The organism is Nocardia terpenica, from assembly GCF_013186535.1.
Classification (GTDB): Bacteria; Actinomycetota; Actinomycetes; order Mycobacteriales; family Mycobacteriaceae; genus Nocardia; species Nocardia terpenica.
Genome location: NZ_JABMCZ010000005.1, coordinates 944,703 through 959,520, shown reverse-complemented (window position 1 = coordinate 959,520; position 14,818 = coordinate 944,703). Strand labels below are relative to the sequence as shown.

The window sequence follows — 14,818 nt, the reverse complement described above, 5'->3', positions numbered from 1 at the left end:
TCAGACATAGGGCAGCATGGTCGGCTGGCAGGGGATGGGCGTGATCGTTTCCGGGGCAAGGGTATTGAGGATGAGCGCGCCGACGGTGCGGTCCTCGGAGAGGCCGTTGTGGCCGGACAGGTCGGTCGGGCAGATGTCCTGGAGCACGATGGTGGTGGCGTTGGGTGCGGCGCGGACGCCGCTGGTGTAGGGGATGACCTCGCGGTCGGCGGTGGTGACGATGTCGGTGTAGCGCACGCGGTCGGCGTAGACGCCGCTGGCTTGCAGCCGGGTGATGAACGCGGAGCCGGTCAGCATGTCCACGCACGATGCGCAGACGGGTGCCAACGCGGCGGCAGTGGCGTCGTAGGTGCCGGTTGCCTCGAGCGCGGACACCAGGGGCTGCGCGATCTGAGTGCCCTGCCAGATCGGCGCCAGGTTGATCACCTGCTCGACCGCCTCGGAGCCGCCCTCGAATTGGATGTAGTCGGCGCCGACCAGCGTGCCCTCCGACCAGGCCACCATATCCACCCGAGCCGCGCCGGTCGCCGCGCGCACCCGATCGACGAATTCCCGTAGCTGCACGCCGGATTCGGCGATCGGGACGAGCCCGCCCACCCCCGCCAACGGTCCTTGCGCGCCGGGCAGGGCACCGTAGGTGATCGCGAAGACGCAATAGCCTTCGTTGTAGAGCATCGGGGAATAGCTCTGCCAGCTGTCCTCGCCGTTCCCGCCGACCCCGTGCACCAGCACCACCGGCCGCGGATGCGCGGCATTCGGTACGCAGTGCCAGTCGTTGCCGCCCGGTGGGTCGAATGGCGCGGTCGCGGTGACCGCGGACGCGGCAAGCGCCGTCAGCGAATACGGCACGGGTAACGGCTCCGCATTCGCGCGCCCGGCAACCATGGATATCACTACGACCGTCATCGCGAGAAAGGTTCGGCGCACGACAAGCTCCCTGCATCGATTCGATGTTTCCGGTTACCGCAATGCATCGCCACGACTTCGGAACAGCTCGCCGGAGTTCCAACCTCCCGGCTACCGAGAACGATAACCCCGGGCCGTCGGCGGCCCCCGCGCCGACGCGCCCATGAGCGGCGACATTATGCCGCGCCCGGCGAAGTCCGGATAATGCAGATTCCTGACGCCAGAATCACCGAATGGTCGATGTCGCTGCCCGGAGTTCGATCTCCGAGGCGGCGACATCGTTGCCCACCGGTCAGGCCGGAACGGGTGCTGTCCGCAATGACTTCCCGACGCGGCTTGTCGGTCCGGCGACGACGTTGCGCGGCTGGCGGCATTGGTCCCCTTACTCCACGACCGGTCCTCGCGACCTGTGCTGTGCGAGAGTGCATGGGCGCAGGCCAACAGCTTTGCTCATGCCTCACCGCGCCGCTGCCGTAACCATTCGCGACGGCCCATCAAATACGGCTCGATGTCTTCGATTCTGGCTAGCGCAAGTGCATCGATGTCGATCCGCTCGGCCTCGATCACAATGCCATGTCCGGCGTAGGTGGCTGTCGCCCACCACCGATCCGTCCATTGCCAAATGCTGAAGTCCACTTCTTTGGAGTCGATCGGGATTGTCGCCGGAATGCCGGGATCTGCTGTCATGGCACTCAGGGTCTGCCACAGTCGATCCTCATCACCCGCCGGGCCGAGCAACCGCATACGCAAGCCGATTAGATCGCTCATCGTGTCGTTGGTCGTGGTCCGTACCTGAACAACAGGCCCATCCGAATCGGGATTTCCGTGCAGTAGACCTACGACAGCCAACTGCCCGTCGTGATACTCCCATTCGCCCAACATGACTGGCCCTCCCCAGTCCGCAACCTGAAATAGCGCTACGGCAGCGGCTTCCGAGCGAATCCGTCCTTCCGCCTCGTCGTAACGAGCCCAAAACTCCCCGGGCGGCAAGCGCCCTGAAAAATACACCCTTCCAGTGTCGCATCGACGGCGACAATAGCGCCGATCCGATAGGGGCACAGACTGATTCGCCGCACGGTCCTCGCCGAGCCAGGTCTCGAGGGCGGGCAGCAGGCCGGGGTGGGTGCGCGGCGCGGTGACATCGTGGGTGCGGCCGGGGCATACGCCGAGGTCCACAGTGGCCAGCCATCCGAGGCGGTGAGCACCTGGACGTTGCCGTCGTGGCGACGATGTTTGCCCGACGACCACGGATCCACCGGCCTGCCCTTCTTCTTCGTCGCCGTGGGTCCGGGTTCGTGAATGCGGTCGGCGTAGATCAGCGTGGATCCTGGTGCGGTGACGGTATTTTCGGAATATATTGCCGAGCACGGTGTTCCGTAACGCGGATCGGGTGCCAATTACCTGAACGGCTTTCAGTCTCCAACATCCTGACGCATCAACAGGTCAGTCAGTGACCTATTGGCCCTCTACCTTTGGATACGTCCATCCTGTCCACCGACGTCGCCCGGCTCACGAAACTCGGTGCGACCGTGGTGATTCCCGCCACTCAGGTCGGCGACGTGACCTGGTTCGCGGTTCTCGCCGACCCGCAGGGCAATGCCTTCTCGCTGTTTTCCCGCAGCACCAGCGAAAGATTCGAGGAACGCGTGGAAGTGGGGGAGGACTACATCGTCCAAGCCGCCGCCAAACCGGCACGGGGCTCGATGGCCTGGTTCGAGGTCGGAACCACCGACCACAAGGCCACGCAATCCTTCTACACCCGGGCGTTCGGTTGGCGTTTCGAATTCGACGACACCGCGGGCGGCAAGCAGTACTACAACATCTTCACCGGCAAAGAGTGGCCCTCCGGAGGGATGTACGACCTCGGAGCAGACGGTGCCGACTACCTCATCCCCTCGTTCCTGGTCGGTGACGTTCCCGAGGTGAACGAACTCGCCGAAAGCCTCGGAGCCGTAGTCGAATTCGGCCCGGACACCAATCCGGACGGGCTGGTCTACTCGCGCATCCTCGACCCGAACGGCAACCGATTCACGGTGTTCTCCACCCCCGGTATGTGAAGCGGGCGACCGCCGACATGTACACGCCGGTCACCGCACTTCGATTATGTACAACTGTACAGTACTCATATACAGTTCGATGGCTACCAGATAGCAACTTGACGATCACGGTATTGGCTCATCTCACCCTGCCCGAGCAGCATCGACGACTCCCGGCGGGGAGATCGCGGAGCCCCGTCTCCATTGAAGATCGTAGTACAAGGTATTGGCTGCCAGCCGATATTCGAAGGCGGCGGCGCGGGCGGCGAGGTAGCCGCCGGATCTGTTGTCCATCATGGTTGTCGCGTCAGGCCGGATGGCAGCGAAGCCCGCGACCTCGGGCGCGAACGCCTTCTAGTCCGGGCGGAAGGTCAGCCACTGCTCGTGCAGTAGCGTGCCCGGTCCGCGCAGTTCATGAGACGGCCTGCGCGGCGAATTCCACTGTCGCGCAGGGCGGCACCCTCCCGGGGTAATCCGTCAGAGGTCGACCGGAAGCAGCTGTGCCTTTCGAGCGAAGGCACAGTTGCTTTTCGTCGCTTGTGATCGACGTGGGTCGTCGGCTCACTCGCTACTTTGGCTCGAGTACGAACACCGGGATCTGGCGGTCGGTCTTCTTCTGGTAGTCGGCGTAGGCCGGGTAGGCGGCTACCGCGCGGTCCCACCACTCGGCTCGCTCGGTGGCGTCCTCGATCTCACGTGCGACGTAGTTCTTCGTCGTGGTGCCGTCCTGGAGCGGGAACTCGGGGTGCGCCTTGATGTTGTGGTATCAGGTGGGGTGCTCGGCGGCGCCGCCCTTGGATGCCACCACCGCGTACTTGCCGTCGTGTTCCACCCGCATCACCGGGGTGTAGCGCAGTTTGCCGGTCTTCGCGCCGCGCAGGGTCAGCAATACCACTGGAGACCCGAGCACTTCGATCCCCTCCGTGGTTCCGGTCTCGAGGATCTTCTTCGTCTGGTCCTGCACCCATCCCGTGGGGCTCAGTTCTGCGGTTTCGATTGCCATACGTGTTATCAACTTTCATTGCACGCGCCTTATTCCCGCGCCATCAACGTACGTGACGGCGCACTTCATGCAGAGCCATCGGGCGGCCGAGACTCTTGCCTGCCCGCAGTGAGACCGTTGCCGCGAATCAGCGACCTTCCGAGGAGGGGCATGATCGTTCTGCCGGAGATCCGTCGCTTGCTGATCGCGTTCGTGCTAACTCGGCTCAGTCCCGTCGATCACATCCGGCCCCGGTCACGCTGGCGACGCCGTGGCCCGCACTGCCGCCGTCGCGGTCACCACCGACCAGAGTCCGATTAATCCAGCGCCGCTACCGGCTGCCGCAGAACAGTTTTCAGCTTGGCGGAATCGGTCTTGCGCGGGTCGCTGAGGTAGATCTCATGGTGCAGTCCCGCTTCCCGGAGCCTGTTGGCGCGCAAGTAGTTCTGGTGCAGTTCGGCCAGCAGCGGGGCCTCGTCGTCGTAGGAGCCGATGTGCAGCACCTGGGCACATCGACCCTCCTGCAATGTGTGGTGACGCAGGTCGGCGATGCGGGGCAGCTTCTTCTTGGCCAGCGCGGCCTGTTTCGCGTTCTCGACCATGTCCTTGGTGATCCACTCCGGCTGGCTGATCAGCATGGTCCAATGCCAGGTGTCCTTCGCCCGGATCGTGAAAGCCTCATAGTCATCCGCCCACCACAATCCTTCCAGGGGAGCAACCACGAAATCCCGTCCCTCACCGCGCTTGCTTGCGAATTTGAGCGTGTATGCGACGGTGTACAGGGCCTCCACCGCACTCGCGTATTCGGCTGCGGTGTTGGGGTTTCCGACACCATCGACGGCAAGGAACTGCTGCTCGGGCACATCAACCAGCTCCCATGCCCGATTCCTCGGTGCGTACAGCTGTTTGAGTTCCCGTTTCGGATCGTAGGGTGACATGTTCAGCTCTCCTGGTCAGCGGTGTATGGCAGGCGGCCAGCTATGTCTCGTCTGCACACGTCGTGCTGCACAAACTACCCATGCTCCAAATCGGGGCCAGCGCCCGACACACGATCACTCACCTGACCCGTGGCTCAGCCAGGCGAGACTGGTCATCTATCCGATCACACAACGAATCATATACAGCCACAACATGTTCCAGCATCACCTGGGAAACTACAGTACCGAACCGGGCGAGTGCAGTTGCAGTGTTAAGTCGGCATACCGTAGGCGTATCTCCCCCGGCGCCACAGGGTGTCTTTACTCCTGAGGCGCTCTTGAGATGGACAAGCTGTCAGCAGCTTGGGTTGACGCGGTCGTCGCAATACTCGATGTGAGGGGTTGCGGCGATCGTGTCGTTTCGAAGGATGCGGCCGAATTCGGTGCGGCGATGGCGGCGTCCTGCTCGCCGTGACTGTGATCGGTGCCAGCGCGAAGTAGCGCAAGGCCGCGAATTCGGACTCGACTGTCGTCGCGGCTGGCCCGACAGCAACATCCTGGAAACTCCAGCCCGCCTTGGCCTTTGCCGCAGCGCATTCCTCACCGGGCGTGTAACTCCGGGTAGTATGTAGTGACACGATTCTGGAAGGGGGACGTCATGGCGTCGAATAGTCAGCGAGAGCAGGTCGGTGATCCACGCGCCCGGTGGCGCCGTCTGCCCGCCGAACCCGCCCGCTACGTCGAGGAAACCCACGTCGACGGGAGTTCGTCGAGCTACACGGTGCCCGCGGTCGACCCGACCCAGGACTTCATTCGCCTCTACGGCTAGTGCTCAGGTAGGTGATCCGGGCGGATCACCCGCCCGTTCGTCGTCCCGTCGACGAGCTCCACATAGGCGCGGACCACCTCGGACACCGGGGTTCCGGCCGCGCCGTCGCGTCCCATCGACTCCAGCGTTTCCGAAATCCAGCCCGGGCTCACCGAATTGACGCGGATCCCGCGCGGCATCTCGGATGCCGCGGCCGGTACGAATCCGTCGAGCCCGGTATTGACCGCCGCGGCGAACGACAGACCCGATTCGGTAGGTGGCACGACACCGCTGGTGAGAGTGACGAAACCGCCGCTGTTGAGACAACGTGCCGCGTGGCGCACCAAGTGGATCTGACCGAGGTATTTGCTGTCCGGACCGACGAAATAGTTGTCGTCGGACGGATCGGTGAGCTCGGTGAGGCGGCCGCTGCCCGCGACCGCGATCACCCCGTCGATGTTGTCGACCGTGGCGAACAGGGTCTTGATCGAAGCCGGATCGGCCAGGTCGACCCGGACCGCCCCGCGCCGGGAGGCCCGCACGACCTCATGGTCCGCCGCCAGCGCATCCGCAAGTGCCGCGCCGATGGTTCCGGTGGCGCCGATAACAACAATTTTCACGGGTACTCCTCGCGTCTTGTAGCTGGTGGGCGCATCACGGCCACGGGTCAGGCCAACCGCACTCGCGCTGGACCTATTCCGTCATCGCCGTGGATCCGGGACCGGTTCGACACCAGAAGGACGTTCCTCACTCACGAAACTCCTTCTCCCGCACACGCGTGCCCGAGGGGAAGGTGGTCGAGAATCGGGTGCATCTCGACGTGCGGGTCGGGACCGGGCCGGTGGGTGAGGAGCGCTTGGCCGTACTCGAGGCCGAATGCGCGCGACCGGTTGTGTTCGGCGCGGTACGCGTGCGGGTACTGCTTGCCGATGGGGGCAACGAGTCGTGTCTCGTGATGCGGGACATCGAGGGTAACGAGTTCTGTCTCGACTGGGTGGGCGGAATCCGATTGTCTCCCAACGTCTCACACGCCCATTCGTACCCTCGGGTGGCCCGGATCGGGGAGAGGCGATACCATCGACATGATGATGACTCATTCCGATCAAAGATTGGGGGTCCCGTTCGCGCCAGGTGAGTGCTGATGCACAATCACATCGCGAATGGGGACGATTCCCGAATTTCTCTCTGGCTGCGCGTACGTGAATTCGCCGTGCCGCCTTCCATGATCGAGACCGCGACTGTCCGGCGGCGCGTCGGGGACTGGGCCGGGGCATGTGCCGCAGCGGGTTTCGATGTCGATGTCGATCTGCGGTCGCTGGCGCGTACGCACGGCCGGGAACTTGCCGCCCTCGTGCGAGCCGATTTGCGTTGTCTAGCACCGGATCTGCTGCGCTGGCATATGCCCAGGGTTGCTCCCGATGGGTTGCTACGCCCGGGCCTCACGATGACGCTGGCTCGATACCATGCCGGAGCGGGCTCGGTGCACCTTGTGGTCCGAACCGCGCCCGCTTGGGCGGACGCCGGTCAGCGGATCAGCTTGGCGCTCTGGGACGAATCCGGGGTCGGTAACAGCCTGCATCCACATCCCCGTCCCAACCGCCGTTTTCGATTCGACCTCCACCATCACCTGTGGGATGCGCGCAGGACTGATGAACTTCGGATGCGTTCCGGCGCAGAGCAATTCGACGACGATGGCACGTTGGATTCCGCGCTCCGGAAGATGGTGCCGCAAGGTTGCGCCATCGACCGATGGGCGGCCGAGGCGGGGATTCTGCTGCGCGCCGAGGGACTCCCGGACGGTCCACTGCTGGTGCGATTCGGGGCACGGCGACGGATGGTTGTGGAATTACGTTCGCTCAGAGACGATCCGGTGCTGCGGATCGCGGACCGATACCCGCGTGGCAGGGTGCCCGCGCTGCCGATCCTGCCGGACGCTGCGACCTGGATGCTCCCCGACCTGCAACTGATCCGCGCCGGTGCGATAACGGCCGACCGGCTGCATCCACTGGTCGCCTCGGCACTCCTACCGGACTATCCGACCGAAACATCTTGCGGCACAGCCCGAACAGACCAGCTACGCCTGGTGGAGTGCAGGGGAGAGCAGCACCGAATCGGGCTGGTGAACGGCGTACTGACCGCACTGGACCACGACCCGGCCGAAATCCGGCGGGAGGAACTACTGATCGCACTGACCGGCACCCCACTACCCTGCCTACAGGCCATCGACCAAGCACACCGCCACCCGGATTGCCTTGTCGGCGTTCAGGACCGCTTGAGCCACGGCGACATCGCCGGTGCACTGGCCATCGTCGAGGGCCTACTCGGCCCCGACGCAGCACTGCGCCCCGGTGCGCTACGCGACGAACTGGAAGCCTCCGCACGACAACGGATCACCTACGGCCTGTTCCGATCCGGGCTGACCAGATCCACGCCCATTCCCACCGCTCGTCGTCACGATTGCCGCTCACACCCGCGCAATGCGACCTTGCGCTGACAGGGGACCACTCGCGCAATGCGATTTCGCGCTGACTTGGCGATCATTCGCGCAATGCGGTCTCGCGTTGGCCTGGGTTCATTTGCACAATGTGGTTCTCCCGGCGACTTGGAGACTACCCGCGCAACGTGGTCTTGCGATGACCTGGGGACGGACGGCCCGTGCAACGTGATCTCCCATTGACCCGACAACCACCCATTCCATCCAACCCCACGTCGATCCCCGTGACCTTCACGCCCAATTCTCTTCAACCCAAAGGTGATTCGCATATGCCCGCAAACACACCGTGCCTTCCGACCCCGGCCCGCGTCTCCCAACTCGATATCGCCGACGAGCTGCTGACTCTGCTCGGGGAGACAACCACCGAGTCGCGCACGGATATTCAGCTGGAAGCGCTCACGTTGGCTGTGGCTGCTGATCTGCCGGTGCTTCTGTGGGGGGAGCCTGGGATTGGGAAGACTGCGGCGTTGACTCGGCTTGCCGAGGCTCTGGAGCTTCCGTTGACCACTGTGATTGCGAGTGTGCATGAGCCGTCGGACTTTTCGGGACTGCCCGTTGTCGGAGATGATCCTGCGGCCCAGGGGGTTCCGATGGCTCCGCCGGATTGGGCCGTTCGGCTCGTGCGAGCCGGGCGGGGGCTGTTGTTTCTGGATGAGTTGTCGACCGCGCCGCCCGCCGTGCAGGCGGCTCTGCTTCGCCTCGTTCTGGAGCGGCGGATCGGGGCGCTGCAGCTGCCTGCCGGTGTTCGCATTGTTGCCGCCGCCAATCCGCGCTCGTCGGCGGCCGATGGCTGGGAGTTGAGTCCGCCGTTGGCCAACCGATTCGTGCATCTGCAGTGGACGCACGACCATGACGTGGTCGTGCGTGGCCTCGGCGGGACTTGGCCGCATGCGACCTTGCCCACGCTCGATCCCGAAAAGTTTTCGGAGGCAGTGGCTTTCGCTCGGCGGGCGGTGTGCGGACTGCTCGCGGCCCGGCCTAAACTGGTGCATCAGCTGCCCAGTAGCGAGGCACGGCGGGGCGGCGCCTGGCCGTCGCCGCGAAGCTGGGAGATGACGCTGCGACTGATCGCCTTCGCCACGGCGGCCGGTGCCTGCCGGGATGTGCTGTCCCTGCTGGTCCGGGGGACCGTCGGCGATGGTCCGGGCTTCGAACTGCTGACCGCCATCGACCGGATGGACCTTCCCGACCCGGAGGCGTTGCTCGCCGATCCGGCCGCCGCCGACCTGCCCGAACGCGGAGATCTGCGCCAGGCGGTGCTCGACGGCGTGGTGGCGGCGGTTCGTCGGCGACCGGACAGGTCCCGCTGGGACGCGGCCTGGGCGCTGCTGGTGAAGGCCGTGGAAACCGGAGCGCCGGACCTGGTGGTCGTCCCCGCGACCACCCTTGCCACACTGCGCCAAGACAATTGGGCCGTACCGGCATCGATCGAACAACTCGCCGGTATGGTGTCGGTGTCCCGAGACGCGGATCGTGCCGCGGCCCGCGTCGCCGCGAAGGTGGGGCAATGATGGCGGATCTGGATTTCGACAAGCTGTTCACCGCCCGTCTGCTGGCCGTTCGTGCCCGGCCGTACCTGGCGACCGCCCTGTACGCGCTGCACCTGGTCGAGTCGCGCCGGGTGCCCACGATGGGCGTGGATCGGTACTGGCGGTGCTACGTGTCGCCCGCGTTCGTGGACCGCACATCCGTGGAGGAACTGGCTTCGGTACTGGTGCATGAGGTTTCGCATCTGCTGCGCGACCATCACGGGCGCAGCGATCGATTCGCCCGCGAGCACAACCTGACCGGACCGGGGGAACGGCTGCGGATGAATATCGCCGCGGACGCCGAAATCAACGACGACGCGTACGGCGACGGGCTGGTTCGGCCCGAGGGCGCGGTCCTGCCCGCGACCCTGGGATTGCCCGACGGCGAACTCATGGAGGACTACCTGCATCAGTTCCGCCTGGGGCAGCACACGCAGGATATGGCGTGGCTGGACTGCGGCAGCGGCGCCGACGGACTGGACCGCGAGTGGGAGTTGGGGCCCGACGGCGCGGACGGTCTCAGCGAGCAGGAACGCGACGCGGTCCGATTCCGCGTGGCGCAGGGCATTATCGGCCGTCCGGGCGACACACCCGGGGGATGGCGACGCTGGGCGGAGGAGGCATTGCACCCGCCGCAACCCTGGCGAGATCTGCTGGGAGCGGCCATTCGCTCGGCGGTCTCCGCCCCCGGCGTCGGCGAGGACTACACCTACGGTCGACCCGCACGGCGGTCGCCCGGGCTGCCCGGTGTCGTGCTGCCGAGCCTGCGGCGCACACCACCTCGGGTGAGCGTGGTCATCGACACCTCCGGGTCGGTCAGCGACGCCGAACTGGGCAGCGCGCTGCTCGAAACGGCAGCCGTGTGCCGTGCCGTGGGCGGTCGCCGTGATCTGGTCACCGTCCTGTCGTGCGACGCCGCGGCGCGGATCGTGGATCCGCTGTGCCGCGCCGACGGGATACCGCTGATAGGCGGTGGCGGTACGGATCTGCGCACGGGTTTCGCCAAAGCACTACGCGCGCAACACCGCCCGGATGTGGTTGTGGTGCTGACGGATGGTTGGACGGCGTGGCCGACCGGTCGGCCGCCGTGCCGGACGGTGGTGGGGTTGTTCCGTCGGGAGCGCTCGTGGCGCGAAGACGATCCGGATTACGTTCCGGACAGGCCGCCTACGTGGGCGCGGGTGGTCGACATCGGGTGACGACTGGGTCAGAATTCGGGATGAGTTGTGGCCGTGTCCCATTGGAAGGGCCGTCCGGCGCGGAACAGTCCGCCGGTCGGAAGCGTTGCCGCCCAGACGATGCCGGGAGCGCTCTCGGCGGCAGGCCGGGCGGTGAGCGCGTACTTGGCCATCGAATGTCCCGGAGAGTAGACACTGCGCGCAGTGTCAACCTCTCCAGCGCGGCGGTCGCGCAGATCGCCGCCGGTGCCGCCCTTTCCCCGATTCAGCCCGGTGTTCCCAGGTATTGGGCCACCGCCCGTTCCACCAGGACCGGTACCTCGGTGCTCGGGGCGATGGCCTCGTAGCTGCGGTTGGCGACGACGACCGCGATGCCGTGCAGGTTGGTCCACAGGCTCAGTGCCCGTGCGCCCGTCGGGTCGGCGATGCATTCGGTGACGAGGGTTCGCCAATGCCGGAACAGGGGGATGGTGACCGTTTCCCGGAGGTTTTCGCCCGCGCCTTCGAGTAGGTCGTGACGGAACATGAGGGTGAACATCTCGCGGCGGCGGGTCGCGAAATCGACGTAGGCCAGGCCCGTGGCTATCAGCCGCCGTCGTGGCGAATCCGCTTGTACCGCTTCGATTTCGGAGCGGAGATCGGCGTAGCCACTGGCGGCGATCGCCGCGAGCAGGGAATTGTGGGTGGGGAAGTACCGCCGGGGCGCGCCGTGCGAAACTCCGGCTTCCCGGGCGATTGCCCGCAGGCCCAGTGCCTACGCCCATGGGGTAGACACTGTCTACGTGTTGGTTCGGAGGAGGTACTCCATGTGGTACTGGTTGCTGAAGCATGTGTTGGCGGGGCCGGTGCTCCGACTGCTGGGGCGGCCGAGAGTGGAAGGGCTGCAGCATGTTCCGGCCTCCGGTCCGGTCATCATCGCGGCCAATCACCTGGCTGTCGTGGATTCGCTGTATCTGTGCCTGGTGTTGCCGCGGCGGGTCACCTTCCTCGCCAAGCAGGAGTACTTCACCGGGGGCGGCTTCCGAGGCCGCATCAATCGCTGGGTCGTGAATGCCACCGGACAGGTCCCGGTCGATCGCAGTTGCGGCAGCTCCGGCGCTGATTCGCTGGCGGCGGCGGTACGAATTCTGGAACGGGGCGGCATCTGGGGCATCCACCCCGAGGGCACCCGCTCACCCGACGGCCGAATCTACCGAGGCCGCACCGGCGTCATTCGCGTCGCGATGCAAACCGGCGCCCCCGTAATCCCGGTAGTCCTATCCGGAACCGACCGTGTGAATCCCCGTAACCGCCGTTTCCTGCGCCCCGCAAAGGTACGCATCTCCTTCGGCCGCCCACGCTACTTCCGACCCGCCGATCCCCAGGCTGTACGCCGCGCAACCGACGAGCTCATGGCCGACATCTCCCGCCGATCCGGCCGACCGTATGTGGATTGCTACGCAACCACTTTCAGGGCTGGAGCGGCCTGAATCACCGGCCCCGCGCCACGTGCGTACCTGCATGGCTACGCCGTCATCGTTTCCCCGTCAGCCTGCGATCCACCCGAAGTGATCAACACGCCGCCGCTGCGCGCAGGTTGTGCCGGTAGGACCCGTTATCCGGCCGAATTCTCCGGATAGTCGAAAATCCGGTCGAGCCAGCGGTCGAAGACCTCGTCCTGGCTTATCGTCGGGATGTGTTCGTTCACCATGCGGACGGTGGGGAACTGCTCGGGATCCAGGGCTCGGAAGAGTCCTCGGACACGATTCCATGCGGTGGGATCGTTCGGATCGGTCCGTTTCGGATACATCAGGGCGCTGCCGAGGACGAAGCGTTGCAGGCCGCTGAACAGCATGATGGCTGTCTCGATGTCGTATCCGGCATCGAGCATGTGCCGGTACATGCGCTCGCCCATCAGCAGTTGGTGCGGGCTGTCGAGCGCGTAGTCGAGGGCGATGTGCACCAGGCCGGGATGCGCGTTCAGGACTCGATAGTATTGGCGGGCAAGCTCTTTCACGCCTTCGATGCCGGACTGCCGCGGTGCCTCGATACCCGCGAACACGTCGTCGACGAACGCCGCCAGCAGCGAATTCTTGTCCCGGAAATGCCGATAGAGCGCCATCGGATCGACCCCGAGCTCGGTGGCGATGCCGCGCATCGTGACGGCGTCGACCCCTTTGTTCGCGACCGTCGCGGCCACCGCGTCGAGTATGCGGCGACGGTTGAGGCTGCCACGCGGCGTCGTGGCGCGAGCGGCCCGTCCCCGTGCTCGGCTGCTGTTCTCGGTCACACGGCCGAGTCTAGTTGGCACGATGCGGCATTCGGCCGCCGGGCACGACCAGGGGTCAAGCACTAGATACGGCGTAGACTATGGTGTAGCGTAGCGGGCATGGGGCGGACTCGCACTGCCCGTGGGTAATTCGTGCTATCGACGACAAGAAATTCGAAAAATGAATATGACTGTTAATGCGGCGACCAGGTCGGCTCGGTCGTCGGCGGTGGTTCTCGCTGTTCTGTGTGTCTGCGTGATCGTGATCAATATGGACACCATGATCGTGAACGTGGCCTTGCCGGATCTGGTGGAGCAGTTACACGCCAATACCCGTGAGCTGCAATGGGTTGCGGATGCTTTCAATCTGGTCTTCGCGGCGCTGGTGATTGCCGCGGGAAGTCTCAGCGATCGGTTCGGTCGGCGCGGGGCCTTGATATTCGGATTGGCCGTGTTCACGCTGGCATCCGGGCTCGGCGCGTTCAGCGGCACGACGGTGCAGTTGATTCTGGCGCGTGCCGTCATGGGCGTCGGGGCGGCATTCATCTATCCGACGACATTGTCGATCCTGACGACGGTGTTCGTGGGGCGGAAGGAGCGGGCGGCCGCGATCGGCATCTGGGGCGCGTGCTCGGGCCTGGGAATGGTTCTCGGCCCACTCGTGGGCGGGGTGCTGCTACAGGAATTCTGGTGGGGCAGCATCTTTCTCGTCATGGCGCCGGTCGGCCTGGTGGCGCTGGTGTCGACGGCGGCTGTGGTGCCCACCTCCCGCGATCCGGAGACTCCCGATCTGGACAGGAGCGGCCTGGTCCTGTCGTGCCTGGCATTCGGCACCCTGGTGTACACCATTATCGAGGCTCCCCGGCTGGGGTGGGGCAGCGGCGGTGTCGTCGTCGGTTTCCTCGCGGCCGCAGCGCTTTTCGTTGCCCTGTACGTGCGTGAGATCAAGGCGCGCAGCCCGATGCTCGATGTGCGGCTGTTCCGGGACGCGCGGTTCTCGGCGGCGTGCGGGGCGATGACCACGGCGACGTTCACGCTGATGGGATTGACCTTCCTCTGCATGCAGTACCTGCAATTTCTGAAGCACTACACACCGATTCAGACCGGTCTGCGATTCACCCCGGTCGCGATCGGGATGGTGCTCGGCTCGATGCTCGGCGGAAAACTGGCGGTGCAGTGGGGTTCCCGCATCGTGATAACCAGCGGACTCGGGGTGCTGACCGTCCTGTACGTGTGGTTCACCGCCGAGGCCGACGACACGAGTTCTCCGGTGCTGGCCGCTCAAATGGCCCTCGTCGGGCTGGGATTGGGCGCGGTGGGAGTACCGGCGACCGACGCGATCATGCGCGCCGTGCCACCGGCCAAGGCGAGCGTCGGCTCGGCGATGAACGACGCCACCCGCCTCCTCGGTGGCACACTCGGCATCGCCGTGGTCGGCAGCCTCTTCCAATCGCTGTACACGCAACGCCTGATCGGCTCGGCATTACCGCACGAAACCCTGGCCGGAGCCCAGGATTCGATCGGCAACGCCCTGTCGGAGTCCGCGCGATACACCGGCGCCGGGCAACCGGAACTGGCCGAAAGACTGCTCCACACCGCGCAATCCAGCTTCTACCACGGCTTCCACGCCTCGTGCTGGACCATCGCGGCCCTGACGGCGATAGCGGTCGTCGTCGCGTGGTTCTGGCTACCAGCGGACAAACCGCAGGCGGCCGACTAG

General features: G+C 65.3%; 14 protein-coding genes and 2 pseudogenes. 8 read left to right on the top strand and 8 right to left on the bottom strand.

What is annotated here, in order from left to right; all coding sequences use genetic code 11:
- Both HPY32_RS40100 and HPY32_RS40095 read right to left on the bottom strand, forming a co-directional pair.
- Positions 1–906, bottom strand: coding sequence for an esterase/lipase family protein (locus HPY32_RS40100; RefSeq protein WP_067595712.1), 906 nt, complete (start codon positions 904–906; stop codon positions 1–3).
- A 450-nt stretch (positions 907–1,356) separates the two neighbouring features.
- Positions 1,357–1,788 (bottom strand): hypothetical protein, encoded by a 432-nt coding sequence (locus HPY32_RS40095; protein ID WP_156674416.1) that lies wholly within the window; start codon positions 1,786–1,788, stop codon positions 1,357–1,359.
- Between the two features lie 590 nt (positions 1,789–2,378).
- Between HPY32_RS40095 and HPY32_RS40090 the strand changes: the two genes are divergently transcribed.
- Positions 2,379–2,963: a VOC family protein gene (locus HPY32_RS40090; protein WP_067587457.1), complete on the top strand. Its 585-nt coding sequence runs from the start codon at positions 2,379–2,381 to the stop codon at positions 2,961–2,963.
- A gap of 547 nt (positions 2,964–3,510) precedes the next feature.
- Here HPY32_RS40090 and HPY32_RS40085 read toward each other — a convergent pair.
- Both HPY32_RS40085 and HPY32_RS40080 read right to left on the bottom strand, forming a co-directional pair.
- A pseudogene (locus HPY32_RS40085) lies at positions 3,511–3,945 on the bottom strand (nitroreductase family deazaflavin-dependent oxidoreductase).
- 296 nt (positions 3,946–4,241) lie between these two features.
- The gene (locus tag HPY32_RS40080) at positions 4,242–4,787 is read right to left on the bottom strand and encodes a GyrI-like domain-containing protein (protein WP_373686714.1); all 546 of its coding nucleotides are present in this window, start codon (positions 4,785–4,787) and stop codon (positions 4,242–4,244) included.
- A gap of 712 nt (positions 4,788–5,499) precedes the next feature.
- Here HPY32_RS40080 and HPY32_RS40075 point away from each other — a divergent pair.
- Entirely contained in the window at positions 5,500–5,670 is a 171-nt protein-coding gene (locus HPY32_RS40075; RefSeq protein ID WP_156674417.1) for a hypothetical protein, read from the top strand.
- Here HPY32_RS40075 and HPY32_RS40070 read toward each other — a convergent pair.
- The gene (locus tag HPY32_RS40070) at positions 5,667–6,269 is read right to left on the bottom strand and encodes a short chain dehydrogenase (RefSeq protein WP_067587466.1); all 603 of its coding nucleotides are present in this window, start codon (positions 6,267–6,269) and stop codon (positions 5,667–5,669) included. The genes HPY32_RS40075 and HPY32_RS40070 overlap by 4 nt on opposite strands.
- Positions 6,270–6,358: 89 nt before the next feature.
- Here HPY32_RS40070 and HPY32_RS45375 point away from each other — a divergent pair.
- The 4 genes and pseudogenes from HPY32_RS45375 to HPY32_RS40050 all read left to right on the top strand — a co-directional run.
- Positions 6,359–6,640: pseudogene (locus tag HPY32_RS45375) on the top strand (VOC family protein); the annotation flags it as partial.
- Between the two features lie 669 nt (positions 6,641–7,309).
- Complete coding sequence (locus tag HPY32_RS46885) at positions 7,310–8,143, top strand: hypothetical protein (protein WP_309247574.1); 834 nt, start codon at positions 7,310–7,312, stop codon at positions 8,141–8,143.
- A gap of 269 nt (positions 8,144–8,412) precedes the next feature.
- Entirely contained in the window at positions 8,413–9,654 is a 1,242-nt protein-coding gene (locus HPY32_RS40055) for an AAA family ATPase (protein WP_067587469.1), read from the top strand.
- A complete protein-coding gene (locus HPY32_RS40050) occupies positions 9,651–10,871 on the top strand; it encodes a vWA domain-containing protein (protein WP_067587472.1) in 1,221 nt (406 codons plus the stop codon). Before HPY32_RS40055 ends, HPY32_RS40050 begins: the two co-directional genes overlap by 4 nt.
- 8 nt (positions 10,872–10,879) lie before the next feature.
- Here HPY32_RS40050 and HPY32_RS40045 read toward each other — a convergent pair whose 3' ends face one another.
- Both HPY32_RS40045 and HPY32_RS45370 read right to left on the bottom strand, forming a co-directional pair.
- Positions 10,880–11,023: a hypothetical protein gene (locus HPY32_RS40045; protein WP_156674418.1), complete on the bottom strand. Its 144-nt coding sequence runs from the start codon at positions 11,021–11,023 to the stop codon at positions 10,880–10,882.
- Positions 11,024–11,115: 92 nt separating this feature from the next.
- Positions 11,116–11,436 carry a TetR-like C-terminal domain-containing protein gene (locus tag HPY32_RS45370; protein ID WP_269456532.1) on the bottom strand — a complete coding sequence of 107 codons (321 nt, stop codon included), beginning with the start codon at positions 11,434–11,436 and terminating at the stop codon, positions 11,116–11,118.
- A gap of 220 nt (positions 11,437–11,656) precedes the next feature.
- On the opposite strand from HPY32_RS45370, the gene HPY32_RS40035 reads away from it, so the two are divergent.
- A complete protein-coding gene (locus tag HPY32_RS40035) occupies positions 11,657–12,319 on the top strand; it encodes a lysophospholipid acyltransferase family protein (RefSeq protein ID WP_067587478.1) in 663 nt (220 codons plus the stop codon).
- A 125-nt stretch (positions 12,320–12,444) separates the two neighbouring features.
- On the opposite strand, the gene HPY32_RS40030 is transcribed toward HPY32_RS40035, so the two are convergent.
- Positions 12,445–13,119, bottom strand: a complete 675-nt coding sequence (locus tag HPY32_RS40030) for a TetR/AcrR family transcriptional regulator (RefSeq protein ID WP_156674419.1) — start codon at positions 13,117–13,119, stop codon at positions 12,445–12,447.
- A 160-nt stretch (positions 13,120–13,279) separates the two neighbouring features.
- On the opposite strand from HPY32_RS40030, the gene HPY32_RS40025 reads away from it, so the two are divergent.
- Entirely contained in the window at positions 13,280–14,818 is a 1,539-nt protein-coding gene (locus tag HPY32_RS40025) for an MFS transporter (RefSeq protein WP_231951615.1), read from the top strand.

Bases quoted from the DNA above. Each gene is read 5' to 3' on its own strand.
- HPY32_RS40095 (WP_156674416.1), bottom strand. From the start codon at position 1,788: ATGTTGGGCGAATGGGAGTATCACGACGGGCAGTTGGCTGTCGTAGGT.
- HPY32_RS40055 (WP_067587469.1), top strand. From the start codon at position 8,413: ATGCCCGCAAACACACCGTGCCTTCCGACCCCGGCCCGCGTCTCCCAA.
- HPY32_RS40075 (WP_156674417.1), top strand. From the start codon at position 5,500: ATGGCGTCGAATAGTCAGCGAGAGCAGGTCGGTGATCCACGCGCCCGG.
- HPY32_RS40035 (WP_067587478.1), top strand. From the start codon at position 11,657: ATGTGGTACTGGTTGCTGAAGCATGTGTTGGCGGGGCCGGTGCTCCGA.
- HPY32_RS46885 (WP_309247574.1), top strand. From the start codon at position 7,310: ATGCGTTCCGGCGCAGAGCAATTCGACGACGATGGCACGTTGGATTCC.
- HPY32_RS40045 (WP_156674418.1), bottom strand. From the start codon at position 11,023: ATGGCCAAGTACGCGCTCACCGCCCGGCCTGCCGCCGAGAGCGCTCCC.
- HPY32_RS40050 (WP_067587472.1), top strand. From the start codon at position 9,651: ATGATGGCGGATCTGGATTTCGACAAGCTGTTCACCGCCCGTCTGCTG.
- HPY32_RS40025 (WP_231951615.1), top strand. From the start codon at position 13,280: ATGAATATGACTGTTAATGCGGCGACCAGGTCGGCTCGGTCGTCGGCG.
- HPY32_RS40100 (WP_067595712.1), bottom strand. From the start codon at position 906: ATGACGGTCGTAGTGATATCCATGGTTGCCGGGCGCGCGAATGCGGAG.